Origin of the sequence: Streptococcus sp. FSL K6-1323, assembly GCF_038630745.1 — a bacterium.
In the GTDB taxonomy this organism is placed as follows: Bacteria; Bacillota; Bacilli; order Lactobacillales; family Streptococcaceae; genus Streptococcus; species Streptococcus salivarius_D.
On record NZ_CP152039.1, the window covers coordinates 1,243,498 to 1,269,392 of the forward strand.

The 25,895-nt window shown below is 38.3% G+C and carries 25 protein-coding genes, 1 tRNA gene and 5 pseudogenes; 5 read left to right on the forward strand and 26 right to left on the reverse strand.

All coding sequences use genetic code 11. The annotated features are described in order from the left end of the window. Complete coding sequence (locus NST80_RS05570; protein ID WP_002886253.1) at nucleotides 1-651, forward strand: amino acid ABC transporter permease; 651 nt, start codon at nucleotides 1-3, stop codon at nucleotides 649-651. A 76-nt stretch (nucleotides 652-727) separates the two neighbouring features. Here the strand turns inward: NST80_RS05570 and NST80_RS05575 are convergent, their stop codons facing one another. The 13 genes and pseudogenes from NST80_RS05575 to metK all read right to left on the reverse strand — a co-directional run bounded on the left by NST80_RS05575 (nucleotide 728) and on the right by metK (nucleotide 13,393). Next, nucleotides 728-1,609, reverse strand: a complete 882-nt coding sequence (locus NST80_RS05575) for a DNA/RNA non-specific endonuclease (RefSeq protein WP_342504526.1) — start codon at nucleotides 1,607-1,609, stop codon at nucleotides 728-730. A 61-nt stretch (nucleotides 1,610-1,670) separates the two neighbouring features. Next, entirely contained in the window at nucleotides 1,671-1,859 is a 189-nt protein-coding gene (locus NST80_RS05580) for a DNA-directed RNA polymerase subunit beta (RefSeq protein WP_118172461.1), read from the reverse strand. 1 nt (nucleotide 1,860) lies between these two features. Further along, entirely contained in the window at nucleotides 1,861-3,132 is a 1,272-nt protein-coding gene (gene murA / locus NST80_RS05585) for a UDP-N-acetylglucosamine 1-carboxyvinyltransferase (RefSeq protein WP_045769137.1), read from the reverse strand. A gap of 67 nt (nucleotides 3,133-3,199) precedes the next feature. Beyond that, nucleotides 3,200-3,436, reverse strand: coding sequence for a DUF1146 family protein (locus NST80_RS05590; RefSeq protein WP_002890830.1), 237 nt, complete (start codon nucleotides 3,434-3,436; stop codon nucleotides 3,200-3,202). 321 nt (nucleotides 3,437-3,757) lie between these two features. Next, entirely contained in the window at nucleotides 3,758-4,861 is a 1,104-nt protein-coding gene (locus tag NST80_RS05595) for a glycosyl hydrolase family 8 (protein WP_013990687.1), read from the reverse strand. A gap of 8 nt (nucleotides 4,862-4,869) precedes the next feature. Beyond that, the gene (locus tag NST80_RS05600) at nucleotides 4,870-6,180 is read right to left on the reverse strand and encodes a glycosyltransferase (RefSeq protein ID WP_014633211.1); all 1,311 of its coding nucleotides are present in this window, start codon (nucleotides 6,178-6,180) and stop codon (nucleotides 4,870-4,872) included. Between the two features lie 144 nt (nucleotides 6,181-6,324). Continuing rightward, nucleotides 6,325-7,113 (reverse strand): hypothetical protein, encoded by a 789-nt coding sequence (locus NST80_RS05605; RefSeq protein WP_265107600.1) that lies wholly within the window; start codon nucleotides 7,111-7,113, stop codon nucleotides 6,325-6,327. A 2-nt stretch (nucleotides 7,114-7,115) separates the two neighbouring features. Next, nucleotides 7,116-8,267, reverse strand: a complete 1,152-nt coding sequence (gene wecB / locus NST80_RS05610; RefSeq protein ID WP_045772069.1) for a UDP-N-acetylglucosamine 2-epimerase (non-hydrolyzing) — start codon at nucleotides 8,265-8,267, stop codon at nucleotides 7,116-7,118. 1,077 nt (nucleotides 8,268-9,344) lie between these two features. After that, nucleotides 9,345-9,590, reverse strand: a pseudogene (locus NST80_RS05615) (IS110 family transposase); the annotation flags it as partial. 15 nt (nucleotides 9,591-9,605) lie between these two features. Continuing rightward, a pseudogene (locus tag NST80_RS05620) lies at nucleotides 9,606-10,376 on the reverse strand (IS3 family transposase); the annotation flags it as partial. A 184-nt stretch (nucleotides 10,377-10,560) separates the two neighbouring features. Further along, nucleotides 10,561-10,962, reverse strand: a pseudogene (tnpA, locus tag NST80_RS05625) (IS200/IS605 family transposase); the annotation flags it as partial. A 105-nt stretch (nucleotides 10,963-11,067) separates the two neighbouring features. Continuing rightward, nucleotides 11,068-12,054, reverse strand: coding sequence for an IS30 family transposase (locus NST80_RS05630; RefSeq protein ID WP_342504527.1), 987 nt, complete (start codon nucleotides 12,052-12,054; stop codon nucleotides 11,068-11,070). A gap of 145 nt (nucleotides 12,055-12,199) precedes the next feature. Then, nucleotides 12,200-13,393, reverse strand: a complete 1,194-nt coding sequence (metK, locus tag NST80_RS05635) for a methionine adenosyltransferase (RefSeq protein ID WP_049528879.1) — start codon at nucleotides 13,391-13,393, stop codon at nucleotides 12,200-12,202. A 279-nt stretch (nucleotides 13,394-13,672) separates the two neighbouring features. On the opposite strand from metK, the gene birA reads away from it, so the two are divergent. Then, entirely contained in the window at nucleotides 13,673-14,611 is a 939-nt protein-coding gene (gene birA / locus NST80_RS05640) for a bifunctional biotin--[acetyl-CoA-carboxylase] ligase/biotin operon repressor BirA (RefSeq protein ID WP_049528876.1), read from the forward strand. Here the strand turns inward: birA and NST80_RS05645 are convergent. The 4 genes from NST80_RS05645 to miaA form a co-directional block, all read right to left on the reverse strand. Beyond that, complete coding sequence (locus NST80_RS05645; protein WP_002883500.1) at nucleotides 14,598-14,783, reverse strand: DUF3272 family protein; 186 nt, start codon at nucleotides 14,781-14,783, stop codon at nucleotides 14,598-14,600. The two genes, birA and NST80_RS05645, sit on opposite strands and share 14 nt — an antisense overlap. 267 nt (nucleotides 14,784-15,050) lie before the next feature. Beyond that, entirely contained in the window at nucleotides 15,051-16,703 is a 1,653-nt protein-coding gene (dnaX, locus tag NST80_RS05650) for a DNA polymerase III subunit gamma/tau (RefSeq protein ID WP_013990696.1), read from the reverse strand. Further along, nucleotides 16,703-17,203, reverse strand: a complete 501-nt coding sequence (locus NST80_RS05655; protein WP_282098161.1) for a GAF domain-containing protein — start codon at nucleotides 17,201-17,203, stop codon at nucleotides 16,703-16,705. The genes dnaX and NST80_RS05655 overlap by 1 nt, the downstream gene beginning before the upstream one ends. A gap of 33 nt (nucleotides 17,204-17,236) precedes the next feature. Further along, nucleotides 17,237-18,148, reverse strand: a complete 912-nt coding sequence (gene miaA / locus NST80_RS05660; protein ID WP_013990698.1) for a tRNA (adenosine(37)-N6)-dimethylallyltransferase MiaA — start codon at nucleotides 18,146-18,148, stop codon at nucleotides 17,237-17,239. Nucleotides 18,149-18,223: 75 nt separating this feature from the next. On the opposite strand from miaA, the gene NST80_RS05665 reads away from it, so the two are divergent. Beyond that, nucleotides 18,224-18,400: a DUF3042 family protein gene (locus tag NST80_RS05665; protein ID WP_003092510.1), complete on the forward strand. Its 177-nt coding sequence runs from the start codon at nucleotides 18,224-18,226 to the stop codon at nucleotides 18,398-18,400. Nucleotides 18,401-18,568: 168 nt separating this feature from the next. Beyond that, a pseudogene (locus NST80_RS05670) lies at nucleotides 18,569-18,731 on the forward strand (IS3 family transposase); the annotation flags it as partial. A 30-nt stretch (nucleotides 18,732-18,761) separates the two neighbouring features. Here the strand turns inward: NST80_RS05670 and NST80_RS05675 are convergent. The 3 genes and pseudogenes from NST80_RS05675 to NST80_RS05685 form a co-directional block, all read right to left on the reverse strand. Further along, nucleotides 18,762-18,929, reverse strand: a pseudogene (locus NST80_RS05675) (major capsid protein E); the annotation flags it as partial. Nucleotides 18,930-19,202: 273 nt separating this feature from the next. Further along, nucleotides 19,203-19,445 (reverse strand): hypothetical protein, encoded by a 243-nt coding sequence (locus tag NST80_RS05680; protein ID WP_013990700.1) that lies wholly within the window; start codon nucleotides 19,443-19,445, stop codon nucleotides 19,203-19,205. Nucleotides 19,446-19,650: 205 nt separating this feature from the next. Next, a complete protein-coding gene (locus tag NST80_RS05685; protein WP_118058222.1) occupies nucleotides 19,651-20,364 on the reverse strand; it encodes a phage minor head protein in 714 nt (237 codons plus the stop codon). 413 nt (nucleotides 20,365-20,777) lie between these two features. On the opposite strand from NST80_RS05685, the gene NST80_RS05690 reads away from it, so the two are divergent. After that, nucleotides 20,778-20,936, forward strand: coding sequence for a hypothetical protein (locus NST80_RS05690; protein ID WP_236578003.1), 159 nt, complete (start codon nucleotides 20,778-20,780; stop codon nucleotides 20,934-20,936). A 3-nt stretch (nucleotides 20,937-20,939) separates the two neighbouring features. Here NST80_RS05690 and NST80_RS05695 read toward each other — a convergent pair. From NST80_RS05695 to NST80_RS05720, 6 genes are all read right to left on the reverse strand, one after another. After that, nucleotides 20,940-21,011, reverse strand: a tRNA-Arg gene (locus NST80_RS05695). A gap of 50 nt (nucleotides 21,012-21,061) precedes the next feature. Next, nucleotides 21,062-21,409 (reverse strand): 50S ribosomal protein L19, encoded by a 348-nt coding sequence (rplS, locus tag NST80_RS05700; protein WP_002883489.1) that lies wholly within the window; start codon nucleotides 21,407-21,409, stop codon nucleotides 21,062-21,064. A 127-nt stretch (nucleotides 21,410-21,536) separates the two neighbouring features. Then, nucleotides 21,537-23,045: a chorismate mutase gene (locus NST80_RS05705; RefSeq protein ID WP_342504528.1), complete on the reverse strand. Its 1,509-nt coding sequence runs from the start codon at nucleotides 23,043-23,045 to the stop codon at nucleotides 21,537-21,539. Nucleotides 23,046-23,118: 73 nt separating this feature from the next. Continuing rightward, a complete protein-coding gene (locus NST80_RS05710) occupies nucleotides 23,119-24,654 on the reverse strand; it encodes a ClC family H(+)/Cl(-) exchange transporter (RefSeq protein ID WP_049553838.1) in 1,536 nt (511 codons plus the stop codon). A gap of 51 nt (nucleotides 24,655-24,705) precedes the next feature. Then, on the reverse strand, nucleotides 24,706-25,149 hold the full coding sequence (locus tag NST80_RS05715; protein ID WP_002883520.1) for a flavodoxin: 444 nt from the start codon (nucleotides 25,147-25,149) through the stop codon (nucleotides 24,706-24,708). A gap of 368 nt (nucleotides 25,150-25,517) precedes the next feature. Further along, complete coding sequence (locus NST80_RS05720; protein WP_037611697.1) at nucleotides 25,518-25,889, reverse strand: hypothetical protein; 372 nt, start codon at nucleotides 25,887-25,889, stop codon at nucleotides 25,518-25,520. Nucleotides 25,890-25,895 lie beyond the last annotated feature (6 nt).

The following is a 25,895-nucleotide window of genomic DNA, read 5'->3' on the forward strand; positions in this document are numbered from 1 at the left end:
ATGTCAGAAGTTTTATCAGCTACTAACCTTAAATTCTTGGCACAAGGGATGTGGACGACCCTTTACTTGTCTTTCTTCATCATCGTGCTATCTACCCTGTTCGGAACAATTCTGGCGGTGATGCGTAACGGAAAGAATCCTATCCTTCGTTGGATTGCTTCTATCTACGTTGAGTTCGTCCGTAACGTTCCTAACTTGCTTTGGATTTTCATTATCTTCTTGGTCTTCCAACTCAAGTCAACTGCGGCAGGGATTACCTCTTTCACGGTCTTTACCTCTGCTGCCTTAGCAGAAATCATTCGTGGGGGACTGAACTCTATCGACCATGGCCAAACGGAAGCCGGCTTGTCTCAAGGATTTAACAACAAACAAATTTTTATTTACATCATCTTCCCACAAGCTATTCGTAAGATGTTACCATCTATCATTTCTCAATTCGTAACAGTTATCAAGGATACTTCTTTCCTTTACTCTGTTATCGCCTTACAAGAATTGTTTGGTAAGAGTCAGATTTTGATGGGTGGTTACTACGAACCTAGTCAAATCTTTACCTTATACGGTATTGTGGCTTTAGCTTATTTCGTGGTTAACTTTGCTATTTCTAGCTACTCTCGCTACCTCTCTAAACAATGGGAGCAAGCTAGTGAATAAAACAAAAAGCTCACCTACGGGTGGGTTTTGTTTTTCTAGATACTAAAAACGACTCCTATTGGAGTCGTTTGTTTTGTTAATTCACCGTTACTTTCCCTGAATAATAATCTAGGGTAATTCCCTGTTGGACATTTGGAACGAAGACGTTGAACTCAAGCGAGCCATCTACTGACTTGGCTTCAAGATGTGATCCTGATGGAATCAGGTTATCTCCTTCATAAATAAGGGTGACGCGATAACGGACACGTTTATTTTTATCCTGAGCTTTTCGTACCAGGCTTTCATAATAGTTTTGGCCTGTGGAACTTTCGCTATTAGCTTGGTTAGCCCAAGCAGTTTGAACGGCAATATTTTCTGGATTTGAAGTTGAGGCATCAAATCCTTTGAGACCACCTACAAGTGCATAACCTAACAAATGACCTCGGTCTACGGCATGGCGATACTCTCCTGAAAGATTGTGAACTTGATGCCATCCAGCTGGTGTCCAAGAGGTTGAGCCATTCCCTGTTTCTTGACGATTTTTGTACTGTCTAGTCGCTTTACTTAACAAGGCATTCGCAACTGTAGGAACCGTTTGTCCTTGAACTGTTTTGACTTGGTTATTAGCATAGGGTTGGCTAGATACCTTAGCATTAAGATTGGTCTTATTACCGTTAACAATATAGGCACCAGCCCCATTCCATTCTATAACGTTTCCTAGTTGACTCTTGACGGAGCTGGTCATCACCGTCTCTGCGAGTTGCTCTTGTGGCGTAGACTGCCCACTTGTTGAGCCATTTGATTTGACGGAGTTATTGGATTTTCCCGAGACTAGACTAGCTACCTGCTTGATTGGATTGTTAGGTGAGAGCTTATTACTCGTTCCAATGTAACCTAAAACTGCAATCAAGACCGCTATTAGTAACGAAACTAGCTGACGTTTCTGTTTATTTGTTAAAGATGTCTTTCTTTTTGCCATTGTTCTCTTTCTTTTATATGAATGTCATGACTAAAGGAGCGGGATTACTTCCCACTCCCTTTTATTTTCCTGTAAATTTAGCAACAATTGTCTGCCAAGTTTCTGGTTTTAAGATGCTTATAGGATCCTTGCCCTCTCCTAAAACAGCATAGCCAACCATCAAACCGATAGCTAGAAAAGCAAGGCCAATCACACACACACTTAAAACAAGTAATAATTGACGAAAAACATAGCCTTTACCAGTTTCCATACTAAGCCTCACTTACACGTGAAATATTTGCTCCTAGTTTAGCTAGTTTCTCATGGAATTGATAGTAACCACGATCCAAGTGAGTTAATTTACCAACAGTCGTTGTTCCTTCAGCCACCATTCCTGTAAGAATAAGTGCTGCCGAAGCTCGAAGGTCAGTAGACATAACTTGAGCACCTTGAAGTGGCAAACCACCGTGAATCATAGCCGTATCACGAAGGATTTCTGAATGAAGTCCCATACGACGCATTTCTTCCAAGTGTTGGAAGCGATTCTCAAAAACAGTTTCAATCATGGTTGATTCACCGTTTACCACTGCCATAAGTGCTGTAAATTGAGCCTGCATGTCAGTTGGGAAACCTGGGTGAGGTAGAGTTTTAACGGTTACTGGTTTCAATTGAGAAACATCAGATTTAACACGAATGCCGCCTTCTTCTTCCTTAACATCGACACCCATTTCCAATAATTTTGAAATCAAAGGACGGTTATGTTCCCAGATAGCATCTTTGATGAGGACATCTCCAGAAGTCATAGCCGCTGCTACCATAAAGGTACCTGCTTCAATACGGTCCTGAACAACTGCATGTTTAGTACCATGGAGAGCTTTAACACCTTTAATCACGAGTGTTTCAGTTCCAGCACCTTTGACGTCTGCTCCCATCTCGTTAAGAAGAAGGGCCAAGTCAACGATTTCTGGTTCACGCGCAGCATTTTCAATGGTTGTAACACCATCAGCCAAAGTTGCTGCCATCATAAGGTTTTGAGTGGCACCAACAGATGGGAAGTCCATATAAATCGTTGCACCTTTAAGGTTTTCTACCGTCGCAGTAATGTCACCACCAACTTGGGTAATTTTAGCACCCATTGCTTCCAAACCTTTGAGGTGGAGGTCGATTGGACGACTACCAATCGTACAACCGCCAGGCATTGAGACCTTAGCGTGACCATTACGGGCAAGAATAGGTCCAAGAACTACGATTGATGCACGCATCTTACTAACATACTCATATGGTGCTTGATCGAGAATTTCTCCACTAGCATCAACAACAACGGTATTGTTTTCCTCGTCAAAGTCTACAGCAATATCTAAACCACGAACAACATTATTCATCGTGTAAACATCTGACAAGATTGGAACATTAGTTAAGGTTGTTTGACCTTCCGAGGCCAAGATAGTCGCCGCCAACAAAGGGAGGACAGCGTTTTTAGCACCTTCAATGACAACCTCACCACTTAATCGAGTGTTGCCACCCTGCACAATAATTTTATCCATAAGGATTCCTTTCAAGGGTCATTTTCATCTTTTTGTATTATATCAAAAGTCTTTTAAAATCACTAATTTAAGAAATCGAGCTGGCCATATTCTGTCCAAAAGCTAAAACCGACAGAATAAAGGAACTGATAAGGTAGCCTAAGGCAATACTGATAAAGAGCAAAAAGAGTTTCAATTTTCCAGTATTTTCAATCGGATTTTTGATAATCTTCGCCCAATCAAAGAGGCTAATCAGCATATGGTAGCTCAATCCTATAAATACAAGGTGACTCGCCAAAGTGACGAATTGATTAATAATAGTCATGGTACTATTATACCATAGAAAGCTAAGCTAAAACATAAAAAGAGGGTGAGACAGTTCTAAACATTTATCATATACAATCAAAAAACTTCCCTTAATATCTGTTTCTAGAGAACAGCTTTAGGGAAGTTTCTAAGTTATTCGTGATTAATAACTACTTTGTAATTTTTCTTAATACTCTAGCTATTTAAAAGACTTTTATCAATTAACGTTCTTAAATACTGAAAAAGAATACAATCACCATCTCATATTAATAGCTCAATAGTATACCTTCAAATTTACTTAAAGTATTCTTCTATTCAAACTAAATACTATAATGATAATTTAAAAAAATTCCATGGTAACCAAAGTAATAATTGCAGAATCATAATAATTATTTACTGGTAGGTTCTGCATAAAAACTATTTTATTTTGCTGAACCAATTTCAAATATCCTGAATCTTTATCAGCTGCAAGAGCAATTGGTGCTTTAAAACATGCAGCCTGATGGTCATCTAAAAAATTACCATCTAAATTATAATTAGAAAAAATATTCTTCTGTGTCATGAAGAAATCCAATAGCTTACTGAGGACTCTCTGACTCTTTTCATCGTTACTTTGTGTAAGATTGTATGGAAGACGACAAGCGTTATAAGAATAAGTAGAGTCAAACTGGGAGGAGATAGTATGAGGCTTAACATTACGAACTCCCGATTGGTCAACCCAGATAAAATCTGGAATTAATCCGGTTTCTGTTTGAGAACTAATTGTTTCCAGACTGCTTAACATCTTATCGCTAATACTCAACCATTTTTTATCTTTAGTAACTTCATAAAATGATTGGAATTGCTTTGGTAAAGCATCAGATGTTCTCATTAGATTATAATACTTTGAATCTCTGTTTGCCCAGTTCCCAACAGTTAAGATTCCAGTATTTTCATTATAATTATATTTGAGAATATCCTGCAAGATAGCCTTAGACTGCGTTTGATACTCGTCTTTCTGACTTGGCCACTGTTTTGAGGCTTCAATTAAAGCATAAGCAATATAAAGATCTCCGTCCGTTGCATTGTGTTCGTCAACATTTTTAGAACTCTTTTGAACAATTTGTTCCCAAGACATCAATTGACTTCCTTCAATACGATGAGATAAATAATATTTGTAGAGTCTTTCAAAATCTTGTTGACTCGCTAGACCTTTCTGAGCCGCTCTAACAGTTATTAGCATCCCGTAACTTTGGGACTCCGAGAGTACAATGTCCTTATCTTTATCATTTGTAGTTTTGATATAAGCTTCATTACCATCTTTTACTACGAAGTGTCTCTCCCACTGTTGGTAAATCCTATTACGAATATCTGTCTTGGTTTTAATTCTTACTGAAAACATCAAAAAAACAAATAGACCAAGGGTTACTATAAACCAAAAATATTTAAAGTATTTTATTTTCATATACACTCCTATTCTGCAAAACGTTTAGTTTTAACCCATGTTGTTCCTTCACGGTGAAGAACTTTATCCATGATAATAGACCACAACGAATCTAAAGAAACAATAATGAACAACTGTGCGTAACTAAAATAAGAGAGAATCGCTAGCCAAACTTGCTTACTTGTCGCTTGTCCGAATTGCGATGCTAACGCAACATTGATTTGTAATAAATACAAACCAATCATTAATAGCCAATTAAATAACATCAATTGAGCTATGTATATATTACTTGCATCAAATGCAAACGGAATTTGTATAGTAGGAAAGAAAGGATGTAAAATAATAGCTAAAACATTGGCAAAGAAAATTAAATCTGATAAGACAATCGCTCCATTAAACCAGAAGAAAATACAAGAGTAATTAGCAACTTCTAGTTTTACTCGCCAATTTCCTTTACCGAACAAGTGTTTAAAATTTGATAAAACAACTTCGTAATTACCTTTGGCCCAACGTTTTCGTTGCATATAGTAACTTTTAAGGGTCTCAGGTTCTTGTTGAAACGCCTCGGAATTATATGCCAATGCAATTAATTTACCGCTTTGCATAATCTTGAAGGAAATATCTGTATCTTCTGTTAAAGCACCATTTCTCCAACCACCAATACTTTTTACAAAATCAGTTTGAATAATAAAATTAGTACCTGGAATACGACCTATTTTAAACAAATGCCACATTCCAACATGGTGTACACGTTGCGTTACGACAATTTCTTGATTTATACAACGTGTTAAGAAATTTTGTTTTGCATTTCTTGTTTTATTCCGTCCAAAAGCAGCTACTCTTCTTTCTGGATCTTTTAAAACTTCCTTAACTAAAAAGTAAAGTGCATTCTTTTCAGGCATGGCATCCGCATCATAAATACAAATATAATCACCTTCTGCCATCTTGAGCGCATCATTAAGAACACCCGCTTTTCCACCAGTTCCTTTGCGGTTAATAATTGTGATATTACGCCCTTCATATTCTGGTAATGCCTGAACAGATAGACACTCTTCATAAGTACTATCTGAACAATTGTCCGCAAATAAAAGTAACTCAACTTTGTCATGTGGATAATTCAAATTTAATATAGCTTTTGCAGTCTGTGCAATAACGACATCTTCATTATGTGCTGGGACGACAATAGTAACCTTCGGATAATAAGGCAATGCTTTCTTATCTACTTTAAAATCACTATGCTTTAGCCAAAAATGAACACCAGAAACTAGGATAACTACTCCCCAAATTAAAGAAATCCAAATCGATACTAGCGTAAAAATCATTAAAAATTGACTAACCATGTTCCACCGCCTTGAAATTATGGGAAACACGTTCATAGATAATTGTATACTGGATAAATAAAACTATGAAAGTAATAACAAAAAGAAGACTAATAGATAAAGCAAATACAAAAAACAAATTAGTAATGGTCATAATTTTTCCCCCTAATATTCAACAATTATATCTGTCTCTAGTTGACGGTTTAAATTGCTAATTAACTCACTATAATCATCAAATTTTTTTAAATTATTCTTATTAATTTCAAGAAATCCTGTCTGAAATTGAATACTTTGATGATTATTTCCCCAATCGAATGTTATCCCTTTTAACTGTCTTTCAAGACTATCTTTATAAAAATCATTTAAGTTTCTTGAATCATTTTTTGATAAAATTAAGAAACTTCCATCAGCAACATAAAAAATTTGCTCAAAACGATTCAACTGTTTTGAAATTTTAAGATAAATACTAGTAATCAAATGATTATATTCTCGAGGATCCAATTCAAAAAACTGTTCTTCATGAGAATAATGAATCAAAAGCGCATTAATAAATTTATTCTCATTCAATTTAATTTCTTTTAATACTGCTTGATAAGATTTTCTAGCTTTTCTTTCCTCAATTTGAACAGAAGAAATATATTTATAAAAATAAGACTTAATCTTTGATAAAATTCCAAGCAACAAAGGAAAACTAAAAATAAGTACTAAAGTATCTTGAAGTGATATATAGACAACACCACTAACCAAAATAAAAATACTTAAAGCAAAACTTAAAATTATCATCCAGGTAATCAGAAGTTCAGATAAAAAACATACTGCGCCAATACCTAGAACAAGAAGGATAGACTCAAACATAAAGTACTCAGGATTGGATTGATAACAATAAGAAAACAATAAAGCTTCAAAGAAAATCAAAAATAAAATCCAATACCAGACTTTTTTATCTTTTTTCACACCTAATCTCCCCCTTCATGGAACTCTGAAACAGAATCTGCTAAATTAAAGTACACTTTAATAGCTTGAACTATTCTTTCAGCTGCTTTTCCATCACCATAAGGATTGGGAGCCTCAGACATTTCTTTATATAGAGCTTCATCTGTTAAAAGCGACTCCATTGCTTCTTTCACTTTTTTTGTATCTGTCCCGACAAGTTTCAGTGTCCCAGCTTTAACACCTTCTGGACGTTCCGTTGTATCTCGTAATACTAAGACAGGCTTCCCAAGTGAGGGAGCTTCTTCTTGAACACCACCTGAATCCGACATAATAAAATAACTTCTAGATGCTAAATTATGGAAATCAAAAACATCCAAAGGAGCAATTAGATGAATTCTATCATGGTCACCCAAAACTTCTTTCGCTACTGCTTGTACAGAGGGACTCAAATGAACAGGATAAACTACTTCAATCTCAGGATGGTTATCAACCATTAGTCGAAGAGTTTTGAATACTCGATGCATTGGCTCACCTTGATTTTCTCTACGGTGCATCGTTACTAAAATAATCTTTCTTCTATCATCAATTTTATCTAGAACTTCATGATAATAATTATCTTTAACTGTTAGTTTTAGGGCATCTATCGCTGTATTACCAGTGACATAAATAGCCTCTTTTTTATGATTTTCTGACAATAAATTAGCCTTACTTTCTTGAGTAGGTGCAAAATATAAATCAGAAAAGCTATCAGTCATCTGACGGTTCATTTCCTCTGGATATGGTGAATATTTATCGTATGTTCTAAGTCCAGCCTCAACATGACCGATACTTACTTTATTGTAAAATGCAACTAAGCCGGCAGCAAAAGTTGTTGTTGTATCACCATGAACTAAAACTAAATCAGGTTTTTCTTTTTTTACAACAGGATCAAATTTAGCCAAAATTTTAGAAGTAATTTCCTGAAGCGATTGATTTTTCCCCATGATATCCAAATCATAATCAGGAACTATTTCAAAAGTATCCAAAACTTGATCAAGCATCTGACGATGTTGTGCTGTCACCACTGTAATAGTATTAATAGTTTCTTGATGTTTTTTCAACTCAAGAATTAACGGCGCCATTTTTATTGCCTCTGGCCTCGTTCCAAAGACAACCATAATATTTAATTTTCCCATTAAATCCCCCTATAACCTATACAAAATCAATATAATATTGACATATAAAACTTTACATAAACACTTTATTTTTCCAAACAAAATAGATAAAACTATTTATCTTTTAAAAAAAGCACTAAAGGGTATACTCTTATCATTGGTCTTCTTAAGTAAGTTATGTAAAGTAGATAAAGAAAAAAGGTCTCAATAAAAGACAATCATAACTAATAAAATCAAGAAATTAAGACAAAAGAATCCTAAATGTAAAGCATCAAAAGATAGTAATATTAGAAACCATTTTAATCTTTACTTCCCAATTTAAAAAATAGACTATTTGATAAATAAAAAAACTGCAGGACAAAAAACGCTTTGCTAATAAAAGTGCTTTTGAATCCAGCAGTATTGCTAACTTATATATTTCATAATAACTTCTCCCCATTTTAAAGAGCGTCCCCTTTACTTACGCTCTATCCCTATCTTATAAACTGAAACATCGGAATGACATACCTATCCAACATCATGTAGCAATAAACACAGATAAGTTGCATTTAACCCCCTTCCCCAAAGGGATTAAAGATGACTAACAAGGCTGCTCCAAATTACTAGTACCAATGTTTCATATTCATATAGATGGTATAATTATAGCATGTTATTTTTTTTTTTCAACCTTTTTCAATTTTTTATTATTTTAATTATTTTGTAATTATTTTAAAAGGTATCTCTAATTAACTATTCCTACTTAATATATATTTAAGAGGTATTTATATATCTTACTAAATTTTCAATTAATCAAACATTTATCCTTCAACCTACTTGGTATATAGTCAAAACCACTCGTTCTCTATACTCCCCGCTCCCGAAAAAAGTTAGACAAATAATTTAAGTAAAGGATTTAGTCCTGTATTGCACAGGACTAAGTCCTTTTCTACCATTGTCAAGTATATCAAAGTATTTGCCGAAAAATAGTTTGAGTTCCATAGTCAAACTAAGGAAATTGTCTTTTTTAACTATAATTCAGTGTAAAAAGTGTACACTAAACCAACACCTTATCTGATGATTTTTTTGATAAGGCGTTACAATAATATGGCATAAACAATTTTACCGATTTTGGGTAGAAGTATAATCGTAAAGTTTGTTATGCGTTATGAGGTAATACATTGTTCTAATAAGACGATGTATAGAGGCAATCGTGTGTGGTTTGGTTGAAGTCACTTGCGATTGTCTTTTCCGTTTCTCATAGAAGTCTGCGATATGACAAAGATTGGTGTGGCTAGCTGAAGCTATGTTATGAATGCACTTAAAGAGAATATTTCTGGTATAGGGATTCCCACGTTTGGTAATATGTCCTTGGCTAGAAAGTTTCAGTTTTATCTTAATACGTTTGTTGTTGTAATAATCAATATGGTCTACAATAGCTTGTTTCAAGTTCGGTGACGTTGAAAGATTATAAGCAATAATTTCACTGTTGAAACCATCTAAAACTGGTGATAAATAAAGCTTTTGAGTGCTTGCTGGGATGGCAAATCCTGTCACGTCCGTATAGCACTTTGCCATTGGTTTTGAAGCTTCAAACTGGCGTTGAATCAAGGTTATCGGCTTTCTTACCAATATCTCCTTTGTGAGAAGAATACTTGCGTTTACAGCAAATTCTAGCCATTAAACCAAGTACGCTCATCAACCGCTGCACCTCTTATGATTGACCCCAAAAACACGATTTCGTAATTTAAAAGTCATTCGACGATGGCCGTAATTTCCTTTATGCTCAGTAAAAATAGCTTGAATTTCAGCTTTAACATCATAATCCTTATCGCTTTGATCTAGCTAATTTAAGTGGTAATAATAGGTTGAACGGGCAAGCTTAATAATCTTTAGAAGCATGTCTAAAGAAAACTCAGTTACCAATCCTCGGACAATTTCCGTTTTTCTTCCCTCAATCGGAGTACTCTCATTTTTTAGAACCGCATTTTCTGCTTTAATTCAGGAGAATAGTAACAATTCTTTCCTTTTTTGGCGATTTCTATTCCGTAGCGATCAATCAATTTAATCAGGTACTTAAGATTAGAAATATTTATCCCAAATTGATTTAAAAGTCGCTTAAAGCTTTCCCCCTTGCTTTCTCAGTTCATAGATAAGAACTTTATCCTCATAATTTCATAATAAAAACACCCCAAGAGTTAGATTTTTTCTGTCTAACTTCTGGGGTGCAGGTCATATCACCAGCGGTTTGTTCTTCGACTGAATGTCTATGCTAACGACCAAGGCCTAACAAATTGTTTTCCTTCAGCACTACCTTTGCTAGCTGGTCTTATCGAGACTACTTTCTTTTATTCTTCTCACCCGTAAACGAATCATAATCCTCACAAAGACTGAGCTGCTATCACGTCTTCTTATTATTGATTACGAATATATTCTTCAATTTGCTCCTAATCCCGAACCACCGTATCAACATAAAAAATTTGACACCAAAATTTGCGATTCCCATATTTATACCTGAAATTAGCATATCACTCGAATATTATTAAGCTACTCTTTTTACGTATCCCATAAAAGAGGAAATGCCTAGTTTTGCTGGTATACTGACCTACATATAAGTATGGTTTGGGCAAGAGCCCACTTCGTATATTTCTACACCGTATTGCCAATATAATAAACGTAAGATTCGAGCTATACTTGCTTTGAACTTACCATAAATTATTTGACGTTTATATTGAGATGCAAGGGAACACGATACTCACTATTTCATTAGCAACCTTTTTTGATACATCTCTAAAAACCTTTTAACCCCACCACCAGAGCTATTAGTTTTCTAGAGCTTGAATTGTCAAATTAAGTGCATACTTTCCCCATAGAATACTTCATAAGGTGTTTTCCAGTTAAGACATTTTCGTGGCCTATTATTAAGTTTGTTCTCCCATAGCTGAATAGTCTGATCATTAACCAATGTTAGATCACTACCCTTTGGAAAATATTCTCTAAATAATCCATTCGTGTTCTCATTGGTTCCTCGTTGCCATGGAGCATGAGGGTCAGGAAAATAGACTTCAATGTTCAATTGATCACTCAATTTCTGATGATACGTGAATTCTTTCCCTCTATCAGGAGTTACTGTATACTTCGTCAAGGGTTCTAACAGTTTTACCATAGCTTCTATTACCAACTTGCTTTTCTTAACAGCTACCTTTTTGATTTTTAGAAAACGAGAATAACGGTCTGTTAGAGTAACTAAACAAGCTTTTCCAGTTTTACCTGCAACAGTATCGGCTTCCCAATCTCCTATTCTAGTTCGATTATTAGCCTCTTCTGGTCTTTCGTGAATTGTATGAGAAATGGATATTTTCCCTCTATTTTCAACATGACCTTTAGTATGACGTGTTTTCCCACGATGACGAAGTTTACGAATGACACCACGAGCACCATGAGATAATGAGTTATCCTCAAAATGTCCTCGATAAATGGCTCTATAGATTGTTTGATAACTAACAACAGTTTTCCCATACTCTAAGCGCAACCGACCTTCTATTTCTTCAGGAGACCATTGGTAATCGAGAAATAGATGTTTGATGGTATTGCTTAAATTGTGATCTATTTCAAGCATCCGTTTCCGCCCACAGTGTGATTTGGCATTATGGTACGATTCCTGTGCATGATTTGGAGAATAAGCTCCTGATTTTGTATGGCGCTTCCACTCACGACTAATACTAGATGGATGACGATGAAGTAACTTAGCAATTTGAGAAAAATTTAGGCCTTGCGTACGGTAAATGAGAATACTTTCACGCTCGTCTATGGTAAAATGATGGTAGCTCATAAGATTTCCTTTCGTAACTAGTTCGTTCAATTCTATTTTACTAGAAAATCTTATGAGTTTTTATTGTGCACTTATATTGTATATTCAAGAGACAAAAAAACAGAATTTATATTAAAATTCTGTTTTTTGGAACTAATTTTATTCGTTAAGCTTCTACAGCTGCTTTGAGGGCATCTACCTTGTCCAATTTTTCCCATGGAAGATCGACGTCCGTACGTCCCATGTGACCATAGGCCGCTGTTTGACGATAGATAGGACGTTTAAGATCAAGCATTTGAATGATACCTGCTGGACGCAAGTCAAAGAGATCGCGGACAGCAGCTTCAAGTTTGCTTTCAGCAACTGTCGCCGTTCCGAAAGTATCAACACGGACAGACACAGGGTTAGCAACACCGATAGCATAAGCCAATTGTACTTCTGCTTTCTTAGCAAGACCAGCAGCTACGATATTTTTGGCAATGTAGCGAGCTGCATATGAAGCTGAACGGTCAACCTTAGTGGCATCCTTACCAGAGAAGGCACCACCACCATGTCTTGAGTAACCACCATAAGTATCAACAATGATCTTACGACCAGTCAAACCAGAGTCTCCTTGAGGTCCTCCGATAACAAAACGACCTGTTGGGTTGATAAAGAATTTAGTCTCATCATCCAAGTATTCGGCTGGAATAACTGCCTTAATGACTTTTTCAATAACGTCTTGACGAATTTGGTCGTTAGTCGCTTCAGGATCGTGTTGTGTTGAAATAACAACTGTATCAACGCGTGCTGGTTGGTCATTCTCATCATACTCAACGGTAACCTGAGATTTAGCATCTGGACGAAGGTATGAAATCTCACCAGATTTACGCAAATCTGCCAATTTTTTAACCAATTTATGTGAGAGGCTAACTGGAAGTGGCATAAACTCAGGAGTTTCGTCAATAGCAAAACCAAACATCAAACCTTGGTCACCAGCTCCGATAAGATCAAGTGGATCTTGATCACCAGTTCCACGAACTTCAAGTGCTTCATTGACACCTTGAGCAATATCTGGAGATTGTTCAATCAATGATGGGTGAACCCCAACAGATTCTGCCGCAAAGCCGTATTCTGCATTGTTATAACCAATTTCAGCGATAGTATCACGAACCACACGGTTAATATCTACATAAGCTGTTGTAGAAACTTCACCGAAAACATGGACAGAACCAGTGTAGACAGCTGTTTCTGCTGCAACGTGTGCATCTGGATCCTCTGCTAAAATCGCATCAAGAATGGCATCTGAAATTTGGTCTGCAATTTTATCTGGATGCCCCTCAGATACTGATTCAGACGTGAAAAGTTTACGTTCTGACATATAAAATGTCCCCCTTTTAATATGAAAAATAGTATTAGACAGCACGGATTTAACCGTCTCCTAATAGGTAAAACGCTATACTCCTAATGGAGCTAGACGCCGTTAAAAAGTTACAAAGAACCAACAGCCAACTCTAGAATGACTGTTGCCTTATCGGGACTTAATAACTACCTTCCATTATATCATGTTTTTTCAGTCTAGTCATATAGTTATTTATTATCAAGCCTTATCAATAAGTTATAGTGAGCATTTTGCCATCATTTGTATTATACTTAGGATATGAAAACTTATGAACACGTTTATGACATCTTATCGAAGAGTCCTGACTTTGTGACGGGAGAGAGCTTGGCTAAAAGCCTTGGTGTCTCACGGACAGCCATTTGGAAGGCAATTCAAACACTTCAAGAACAAGGAATTGACATTACAAGTGTCCGCAAGAAAGGCTACTATTTAGAAAAGGGAGATATTCTTCTTCCTCAAGACATCTCTAAGCAACTCAACATTCCAGTCTACTTTAATCCAGATTCTAACTCTACCCAACTAGATGCTAAACATGGCATGGAAAAGAATAATCCGACGCCTGCACTTTACCTGGCATCAAGTCAAAAGGCAGCCAAAGGACGATTTGAACGTCACTTCTTTACCAGTCCACAAGGTGGTATCTACATGAGTATCCACTTAAAGCCCAACTGTCATTTTGAGGAGTTACCACCTTATACGATGATGGCGGCAGCTGCTATTGTCAAAGCTATCCAGCGTCTAACTGGCATCAATACAGAAATCAAATGGGTTAATGACATCTATCTCAACAACAAAAAAATGGCTGGTATCCTTACCGAAGCCATTAGTTCTATCGAATCTGGTCGCATCACAGATGTCATTATCGGGGTTGGGCTTAACTTCTCAATCAGTGATTTTCCTGAAGAGTTAGCTAATAAAGCTACTAGTCTTTTTACTTCTGAAAAACCAAGCATTACTCGAAACCAGCTCATTTCAGAAATTTGGAGACTCTTTTTAACCATTCCTACTAGCGATTTGGTCAAGGTCTATAAAGAAAAGTCCCTCGTTTTAGACAAACAAGTGACCTTTGAACAAGCTGGAAAGACTTATACTGGTGTTGCCAAGGAAATTGGCGATAAGGGCCAACTTCTCGTTCTTACTGATGATGGTCGGGAAAAATGGTTGACCGCTGGCGAAGTGAGCCTTACTTCTTGGTAGACTTGTCGGCTGCACGCGCAATGCGTGAAACAACGTAGGTTGTCCAAAGACGACGAAACAGTAAATACCCAAAAAAGGCTGTAAAAAAGTAATAGCCGTGTTGTAAACTGTAATTAAAACAAACCGTTTCAAAAATAGTTTCAAGCGTTATAAACAAAATTTGTTGAATCATAAGATTATTATATCAATAGATAGAGCCTAGGACAAGCAGTCTAGGCTCTTTTCATTTTTACACGGATGGACCTTCCAATTATTAGCTTCAGAAATCTATCAAATTACACTTGACTATCTCGCCATCTAACTTACTGGGATTGGACCTAAAAAGGTCCACTGAACAGCCTCGCTTTTGGGTTTCTTGGCTCGGACCTAAAAAGGTCCACTGGACCTTCCTCGCTTTCTTATTTCTAGGCTCGGACCTAAAAAGGTCCACTGGACCTTTTTAGTCCTCTATTTCTACTACATCAGAGAGAAAGTCGAGTTCTTGAGGGATATACTCTTCGCGATCTTCTTTTTCCAATTCTTCTTTGGATTTGAGACTTCGTGCAAATTCTGTTCGGAGTTTTTCAAATTCTGCTTTTGGAACAGCCATAATATTAGGTGAGAAACCGGCAGCTGAACTCATGATATTGCCAAACATATCATTGAGATCACTGCGTTTCATGACCTGTTCAGCATTAAAAGCGGCATTAAATGCCAGGATAGCATTTTCCTGATTGGCCAGTACAGGCTCGGAGCCATTCAAAAGTGCCCTATTTTGTGGGCTAATAGAATCCAAGATTTCAGGCCAAGTTGCCTTTAGGGCATCCAGACACTGGCGTGATTTCTGCGGATTTTCCATGGTTTCACGCATAATAGTAAGAATCTTTTCACGATCCACCTTGTACTGATAAGCAGGTTTGGCTTTTCGAGTTGGTGCTACTTCTCCTTGGGCTTTGCCCTCTTTAAGAGCTTTACGTAGACCTTCTACCTCGCGACGAAGACTATCTAACTCTTCTTGCAAATTCCCCGGAATTTCTTGTGAAGCCTGAGTATGAGTCTCTGACAATTTTATAGTCAGCATTTCCGCATAGATTTTAGGATGTGTTCCAGTTTTAATTTCTGGCAAGGCACTTGTAACCAAGTCAATCAATTGGAAAAGTCGGTCTTGCTCCAGAGAAAGATTCTCTTCAAAAAGGGGACTATGGTGACTGTTCTCTCCGCCCGCTTTGACAATCAAAAGATCACGGAAATACTCCAAGAGATCCGTCGCAAAACGGCTCATAGACTTGCCATTATCAAAAAGAGTTTCAAGATTTGATAAAGCTTGCGTAGTCTCTTGATTGCGAACGTTAGCGACAAAACTGTCTAGGGCTGTTAAACCAATAGAACCTGTGATTTCTTCAGCTACGGCTTGGCTGACATGATTGTCCGGAGACAGACTCAGTGCTTGGTCTAAGATTGACAAAGCATCACGCATACCACCTTCCGCACGACGAGCAATAATGGTCAAAGCCTCATCATCAAAGGTTAATCCTTCTTTTTCCAGAATTGAAGCCAAATGTTCTTTAATAGCTCCCTGCTTGATCGATTTAAACTCAAAACGTTGAACACGAGAGAGGATGGTTGCTGGAATCTTATGTAATTCAGTGGTCGCCAGGATAAAGACCACATTTTCAGTTGGTTCTTCCAAAGTCTTCAAAAGAGCATTGAAGGCACCTGTCGAAAGCATGTGAACCTCGTCGATAATATAGACCTTGTAAGTCGCACGACTTGGAGCATAGGTCGACTTATCACGAATCTCACGAATCTCATCCACACCGTTGTTGGAAGCCGCATCAATCTCGATAACATCTTCGAGACTTCCGTTAGTAATATCGCGACAAATATCGCAGTGATTACAAGGCTCACCATCAACTTGATTAGGACAGTTCATAGCCTTGGCAAAGATTTTCGCCGCACTGGTTTTACCGGTACCACGTGGCCCAGAAAAGAGATAGGCATGGCTGATTTTCCCTGACTCTACCGCCTGTCTGAGCGTGGTTGAAATCACTTTTTGACCAACCATTTCACCAAAGGTCTGACTACGGTATTTACGATATAAGGCTTGATACATTAGTTTACCTCAAACATTCCAAATGTAAGCTCGGTTTTCTCGAGTAGAATTTTGATAAACGCTTCCAGATAATCTTGGTCTACGTCGTTATAGTCTCCTACTTGGTGAGAATCCAAATCGAGAACACCAACTAATTTGCCATCTTTGACCATTGGTACAACAATTTCACTTCGAGCAGCGGAATCACAAGCAATGTAATTGGCGTGTTTGGTGACATCTTCGACAATTAGGGTTCTATTTTCTGCTGCAGACTGGCCACAAACACCCTTACCTAGGGCAATTCGAACACAAGAAACATTACCTTGGAAAGGGCCAAGGATTAACTCATTCTTGACATTATCCATCAGGTAGAAGCCTGTGAACACAGAATTTGGTAGGGTTGTATTCAAGAGAGCTGAGGCATTAGAAAAGTTGGCCATAGCATTGTCTTCATTGGCAAAAAGCACCTTAGCCTGTGCTAGCATTAATTCATAGGCTGATTTTTTTTCTTCGTTAGTCATAACTACCATTATAGCAAAGATAGGTTCTTAAAACTAAGATTGACCTACCTTTTCTCCTTCCCTTTCATTTAAAAATAATTCAAGATCTTGAACGACATTTTTAGGATATTCTGGACTAGAAATCTGATAAAACTTAACAGTCATTCGATTTCTGAACCAGGTTAATTGACGTTTAGCAAATCGACGCGTATTTTGCTTGAGTTTTTCCAAGGCTTCGTCCAAGCTCTGGTTCCCAGCAAAATAAGGAAACAACTCCTTGTAGCCTATACCACGAGCTGACTGGGCATTAGGATAATTTTCGTACAGCCACATGGCCTCTTCCAAGAGACCATGTTCAACCATCTTGTCTACTCGTGTATTGATGCGGTCATAGATCAAGGAACGTTTATCATCTAATCCGATAAGAAAGGGATCATAAGTCGTCTCAGTATTTTCAAGATTCTCCGAAAAACGATGAAGTTCAAGTGCTCTAATGGCACGACGACGGTTAATCTCTTTAATCTCAATACCTAAGCGATCAATTTTTTCAAAAAGTTCCTGATCAGATAATTGCTCTAATTCCGAGCGATAGGCTAAAACCTGCTCCTGATCTACCTGTCCCCCTAGGTGATACCCTTCTAGGAGACTTTGTAAATAGAGACCTGTTCCTCCTACTATAATAGGCAGCTTGCCACGACTAACAATGTCAGAAATGGCAACCTCTGCCTCTATCACAAAATCATAGGCTGAATAGGACTCATCAACATCGCGAACATCAATCAGATGATGCACTGCTGCTGCCTGCTCTTCAGGAGTGGCCTTGGCGGTTCCTATATTCAATTGTCGGTAAACCTGCTGGCTATCTCCTGAAATAATTTCGCCATTAAAACGCTTGGCCAATTCAATTCCAAGCGCTGTTTTTCCTACAGCAGTAGGACCAGCTACTACAATAAGTTTGGTTTTCATAATGTTTTCACTTGCTATTCTAGATATTTTTTTAGATAATATAAGCATATTATAACATATACGGAGGATAGTCTCATGGCTAAAAAACATTCATTTGCTAAAGGTCTTGCTACTGGCGTTCTTGGAACTGCTGCTACCGTTGCAGGTGCCGTTTTCGCAGTTAAAAAGACAATTATCGAACCAGAAGAAAAGAAATTGGCTTTCATCGAAGAAAATCGTAAAAAAGCAGCTCGCCGTCGTGTAAGTCGCTAATAATGAGAACCAGGGAAACCTGGTTTTTTACTGTTATTTTTAACTCTTCATCTATGACTAGGAACAGAGCCAAATTGAAAAGAAAAGAAAAAATATAATATCATTACATTTGTGAACTGCACCCCAAAAGTTAGACAGAAAAAAATTAACTTTTGAGGTGTTTTTCTTATGAAATTAACTTATGGGGACAATGTTCTGGTCTATGAATTTAGAAATCAAGAAAAAATTAGACGAACTTTCAAATAAATTTGGAATAATCGTTTACAAACATAGGTACATACTTAAATTGATTAATCGTTACGAAATAGAGAGCATCAAAAAAGGAAAGAATCATTGATACCTTGGTTTGGTTGTTAACCTAGTCGATTGTTTTAGTAGTTGTAATTGCGAAACCTTGATCAACAACTTCAACTTCTGCTTCTGGAGTATTGCCAGATTGCAAATCTGACTCTTCTGGAGTTGTACCGAAAACGGTAGAACCCAATGAACCATTTGGCACCAAAGTCAAATGACCATCTGAATAGAATTCGCCAATTGCTCCTTTGTCATTTCGATATTGTTATCTTGTTCCATAATTTCCTCCCACCTAGTCCCCTAGTTGTACACCGTCAGAGCCACGAATGAGGTAGCTATCCCCTTCTAGTCTCATCTGAAATACTACGTTACAAGCCACGCTAGTATTGTTTATTTAGGGCTTAAATTAGCCCTATGCGCTGACGAGGTATCGAACCCCAAAGCCCTTTGGCTAGCACGGCTATCAGCGCATAAGAAAAAGCCGTATTGCTACGACTTCAATTATTTATTAAGCATACCTTACTTCGACGTTTTCCATCAATTTTGGCAGTGTAACGCCGTCCAGTTTCAGTTCTATGAGCTCATCAAACGACTTTACGATTATCTCCTTGCCATCGTAAACAACAACTATGTTATTTTCTGATTCAGGAAGAATGCTAACAGTTTTACCATCAACTTCAAAATCTGCATCCCAAAGATATTCGCAAAGTTGTTTTAATTCCTTTAGGTTTTGACTATAAGACATCGCCATTCTCACTCCTCTCTTCATCAGTTAACTTCCTGGTTGTTCTCTTCTTGGCTTTTGATTTACTAGGTTCGTGGTACTCAATATCGTGAGCGTATTCCCTGTTTTTTCAAAATGAATGTTTATCTGGTTATCTGTGATTCGTGAAGTGAATATCCTTATACCTCATACCATCATAGTTATAGAAAGAACACCCAAGAATATCACCGTTCTAAGCATTGTGTTGAATCACCTTTCTCGCCTCCCCGACAGGGTGCGGAGTTCCATTGATTACTTCATCCACTTGTACAATACCATTTTCATTAATTTTATGCAATTTCTCTTTGTCCAAATACACTTCAGCAACTGCACAATGACAATATGGGGGCATAGGCGGGGCATTTAGTCCGCTATCAATCTTGTCAATTGGAACAGGTTCCTTCTCGGTATCACGGCCAACCTGTTTACAATAATCGCAAGCTCTTGAATCTGGCATGAGTTTGAAATACTCAAAACCGTTTTCTTTCATAATATCTTTCTGCGCCAAAGTTTGAACTCTAGCATGTTCCGTGATACCTAAACGCTCTGCATTAGTACGGAGCACATCCATGTGTTTTCTAATGCGTCTCGCAATCGTTAAGCCGTTATTTCCACGAATTAAAGCCCTCGTTACCTCAGTTCTAACAAGTTGCCATAGCTGAGCATTTCTACCCCAGATACGCTCTGACCATTTAGCACCTTCAAAATTAGCGTCAACGACCGTCGTCATGTACTTTTCAAGCATTTCCTTGTTAAGCACCGTCTGGTCAAGTAGGCTTCCTCTTGCAATCTCGCTCTTGTATCCATTCGTCAGATAATCGTTAGTTAATTGACGTTCGCCTTCGGACAAAGCCAATAGCTCAACTTCTAACTCTTGGATAAGAAGCTCTTGACGACCAACAGACATAGAGAAGTTGTAGTCTCGAAGCTCCTTGTTTGCCTCTGGACTAAAATCTTTGTCAGCTACATACTGTTTAGCTTATAGGTAAAACTGGCATACGTTTCGCCGAATGTTTAGGTTTGACGGTGGATGATGTTGATCACGATGCAGGCATGGTGTCCATCAATAAACAAGGGACTATAAAAATGATTCTGGTTTCATGCCTACGAAAACAAAAAGCAGTATCAGAAAAATACCAGTAAACGATGATTTTATAGAGTTCGTCCACTGGCTTCCACCAACCAAGGATGGCAGGCTACTACTTCCTTATCAAATAACGCCATAAATAAGTAAATAAACCCCTACGGAAAATCGTAGGGCGTGAGGTACGTATCCACTCCTTAAGTCATACTTATGCTAGTTACTTAATTGCTCATGATGTGGATTTAATTTCTGTGTCGCAAGCCTTAGAGCATGAAAATCTCAACATCACCTTGGAAGTCTACGCCCACCAATTACAAGAGCAGAGATCCGGAAATGACGAAAAGATAAAACAAATGTGGACAAAACGCTTTAAAACCACATGGTTAAAGGCTTAAAAATGTCCCCTGCCGGAATCGAACCAGCAACGACTCCTTAGGAGGGAGTTGTTATATCCATTTAACTAAGAGGACTTATGAAAAAATCTGCCACGAGGACAGATTTTTTATGTGAAATCTGTAAATTATTTACGGATTTCTTTGATACGTGCAGCTTTACCTTGCAAAGCACGCAAGTAGTAAAGTTTAGCACGGCGGACTTTACCGTAGCGTACAACTTCAATCTTTTCAACACGTGGAGTGTGGATTGGGAAAGTACGTTCTACACCGATACCGCTTGAAATTTTACGAACTGTGTACATTTCTGAGATCCCTTGACCTTTGCGTGAAATAACTACACCTTCAAAGATCTGGATACGTTCGCGAGTTCCTTCGACAACTTTCGCGTGAACGCGAACTGTGTCACCAGGACGGAATGATGGGATGTCAGTACGAAGTTGACCTTCTGTCAAACTTTGGATCAATGGATTCATTTTTATATACTCCTATCTTACTAATCTTAAGAGCAACCTCTGTGTCTCAGCGGATTAGCCGTTATTTTTGTGTGTCCATTACACACTCTTAGTATCTTATCAAAAAATTATCAGGATGTCTAGTATCTTATTGCATTTCTAGCATTTTTTGTTGTCCGTAAATGCTCGTCTTATGATTGATGAGATAAGCAAAAGCCATGACAATCGCATAAGGGAGTGCATTAGCGGGACCAAAGACTTCAACGCCAATGAAAATAGGTGCTAAAAGGGTATTGGTACTGCTACCAAAGACAGACAGATAGCCAAGACCTGCTACAAGTGGAATTGGAAGTCCTAGAACTGGTGCTAGAACAGCACCAAGACTGGCTCCGATAGCAAACAAAGGAGTTACTTCTCCTCCTTGGAAACCAAGAGATAGGGTAAAGACGGTCAAGAGCAATTTCAAGAGCCAATCCAATGGATAAATGGTCCCACCACCAACACTTAAAGCAATCAAATTCGTTCCAAGACCGGTATAGCGTCCCTTCCACAAAATCAAAAGAAGACAGGTTAAGACGACACTACCAAAGAGAACACGATAATAAGGATTCGGGAGCAGACTTGCTACTTTCTTTTTAGCTAGTGACAAGAGATAAGCAAAGAGATTTCCTGCTAGACCAAAGGCCAGACCTAAAAGAGCTAATTTCATAAACGTCCCAAGGTCAATAGTCAAACTTTCAGATACAAAGTGGCTAAATTTTTCAAGACCTAAGAGATGGCTTGTCGTACTAGCCACAAAAGATGCAATAAGAGTCGGTACCAAGATTGGCAGACTTAACTGTCCTAGGGTCAAGACCTCAAGCGCAAAGAAGGTCGCGGCGATTGGTGTTTGGAAGAGTCCTCCAAAACCAGCTGCCATACCCATGGTCAAGAAAATACGTGAAGCATTCGGGAGCTTAAAATAGCGACTAAAAGCATGAGAGACTGTGGCCCCCAGTTGTACAGCAACTCCCTCACGACCTGCAGAACCCCCGAAAAGGTGGGTCAGCCATGTGGTTACAGTCACTAATGGAATTAACCTTAGGGGGACTTGATCCTCCTCATTATGTCCAACTTTGAAAATCAAGCCCATTCCCTGTGCTGCCTTACCCGCAAACTTTTGATAAAGGTAAACTATCAAAAGACCTGCTAAAGGAAGTGCCGGGACTAGATAAAAGAGATGGTGGTCACGAAATTCCGAGAGTCCTATCAGCACGCGCCCAAAAACAGCATCAATCAGTCCAACAAGCACCCCCAACAAGATTGCATAAAGACTTAACGTTACTAAATGTAAGTAAGAAAGACCTTGACTATCACTTAATTGTCTTACTTTCATCCTAGTTGCCTGCTTTTCTTCTAGCTTACTTGCTTGATAAGTACGTGAATGCTTCATAATATCCGCAAAACTAGCGACGATAGCTTCTTTATATTCAGGATTAAGGACACTAGCGCCTACCTTGTCTAGCAGGGCCTGCTCTCGTTCGGGATCATAAATCGCCTTTCCAGTGCGTTGTTTATAAGCACTTACTCGAGTTACCAATTTCATACGTTCTTCCAACAAAGCCACGATCTCATTATCAACGGTGTCAATCTGTTGGCGAATCTCATTTAAGTCCATACTGACCTCCTTTTTTCTCTCCATTATAACAAAAATGACCTGAGGACAAAAGAGCCTCAAGCCATTGAATTGCTTATAAAAAGAGTTTTCTTACCTGACTGATATTACTTTCATTAACAACTAGATACAGGGTTGCTCCTGCTTTTAGACGTGTGTCTCCATGAACAACTTCAGACTGGTCTTGAAAAATCTGAGTAGAAATCAAAACTCCATCAGGTAAGGTTAAATCCTTAACCAATCGACCAGCTAGACTATCTGTAACCGGTAAGTCAATCATCGTCGGTATATTATCAACTTGCTCTGGTTTGTGAGCTATTAGATTGTGAAGCATGGCTTCATAGACAGGTTCTCCTCCCATGAAATCCATGACTAGATAGGCAATCAGGGTCACGACACCAATTGTCATCAATTGGTGAAGGTCACCCACCATCTCAGTCACTAAAATCATAGCAGTTAGCGGTGCCTTAGATACCGCACCGAAATAACCAGCCATACCAAGAATGATAAAAATAGGGAACTGACTGACTTGTAAGAATCCTAGATTTTCAAAAGCTGCCGCAAATACACTACCAGAAAGAGCACCTAGGGTCAAAATCGGCAAGAAAATCCCACCAGGAAAACCTGAACCAAAGGACAACATACTCCAAACAAAGCGAATAGCCAAATAGAGGATAGCCACAGCTAGAGCAGGATGTAAACCATTTAGAGCAAGAATCAATTCATTCCCACCACCTAAAAGATGTGGAAAATAGAGACCAATAGGAATGATAAACAGAACTGCCAAGAGGCCATGAAAATGAGATGGCAAGTGGAAGATTTTCCCTAACCCTTGGTAGGCCTTACCAATACGTAAGACAACCCACTCATAACCGTATCCAAGCACACCTAGAAAAATCCCCAAAACAATAAGAATCCAATAATCTTTCAAAGGAAATACGGGTAATTTTTCTGTCATAGCAAGGACCGGTACCTGGCCAAAGATGCGTAGAGAAACAGCATTGGCCACTAAAGATGCTGTTAAAGCAGTCACCCAAACATGACGAGAGAAATGATGATAGACTTCTTCGACGACAAACAAAAGACCAGCAATTGGGGCATTGAAGGCAGCAGATAACCCTGCTGCTGCTCCTGCAGCAATCAAGACACGCTTCTCACGCGCAGAGAGCTTAAGTCCCTTGGCTAATCCCTTAGCAGTCATAGCACCTAATTGAATACTAGGTCCCTCACGTCCCAACATCAGTCCCATTGAAATCCCAAGGACTCCACCTAGGAATTTACGCCATAAAACTGACCACCAAGACGGATGTAAGAGCCCCATCAGTTCACCTTCAACATGGGGAATCCCTGAGCCCTTTATGTCTTTTTCCTGCTTAATAAGGTAACCAATAAAAAGGGCAATCAAGAGATTAACAAGTACAATTCCCAGAATCAGAAGTGGATTACGAAGGGCGTCTTCGTAAATAGCTACAGAAAATGCGGCCCCTTTGGCAATTAACCAACGAAAAAGACTGACCACTGCTCCTGCTGTCACCCCCACTAAAAGCCCTCGCCAAACGGACCAAAGGAGATGTTGAGATTGCGTCCTAAAATCTCTTTCTATTTCATTCATAAAAACTCCATTTCTGACTACAATAAAAGCAGACTTTACTCTGCTTTTTTCTTATGCTAATGCTTCTGAAACTTTTTCAGCGAAAGCTTCGAGGTTTTCGATATCTTCATCTTCAGCAGAAAGGTCAACCTTGACGCTATCAGCACCCTTAGTCGCCCCTGTGAATGTGAATTGATTTTCAAACTCATCTACTGAATGACAGAAATAATCGTAGAAGGTATCTCCTGAACCTACAACACCAAAGATTTTACCTGACAAGTCGAGGTCAGCCAAATCTTCGTAAAAGTCAACGATTTCATCTGGCAGCTCACCATCACCATAAGTGTAAGTCGCTACGATACAGATGTCCGCATCTTCAAAATCAGCGGCATCAACCGTTGTACACTCGTCTACATCTACAGTGTGACCTAATTCTTCCAATTTTTTGGCAACGATATCTGCGATTTCTTCCGTGTTACCGGTCATACTGGCATAAACGATTTTTGCTAAAGCCATAATGTCCTCCAAAATAATAAATTAGCTATATTATATCATATTTCTTCAGAAAATAAATGACCTAATAACTCAAAAAAACTGCCCTGATTGGTAGTTTTAAATTGACATTAATTCTTCTTTTTAGACTTTTCTTAGGTGAGTACGGACGCTAGCGACTTCCTTCGGAATTCCATAGCTAAGTTTTGAGCCTAATGTCTCAAAACTTCCGAGTGCCTAAAGCTTTTAAACTTTAGGCACTTTTCTCACAACGAAAAGTCTTGTCTACAGCTCGCTCTGAAATTATTAAAGGAACTATCTCATTTCATCTACAGGAATTAGTCTATGTTTTGATAGCCAAGTCACTTGTTAGAGGAAACTAAAACTGCCCATCAGGACAGTTTTAGATTTTGTAAGAGTTCAAAGTGTCGATAGACTAGCCATAAGCCAAGACCAACTATCAGAATGAGAATCACTGCTCTCATGAGACCTCTAAGAAAAGTCAAGAGCCAAGTAAGAAGCATAGAGGTGATTAGCCAACTCCAACCAGAGGCCCCGTATAGGGTTTGAATACTCTGTATGGAATGACTGGTCAGCGTTTTTACCCAATTGGGAATATAAATCCAAATGCCATCACCTGATAGGCCCAAACGATTGGCAATCATGGTTCCTGTTGTTTGCAACCAAGTAAAGACCCCAGCATTGAAAAGAAAAAGGAAGGTTTGCATGGGGTAACGTCTAGCAAGGCGTTTCAAATAGCGCATGACAGC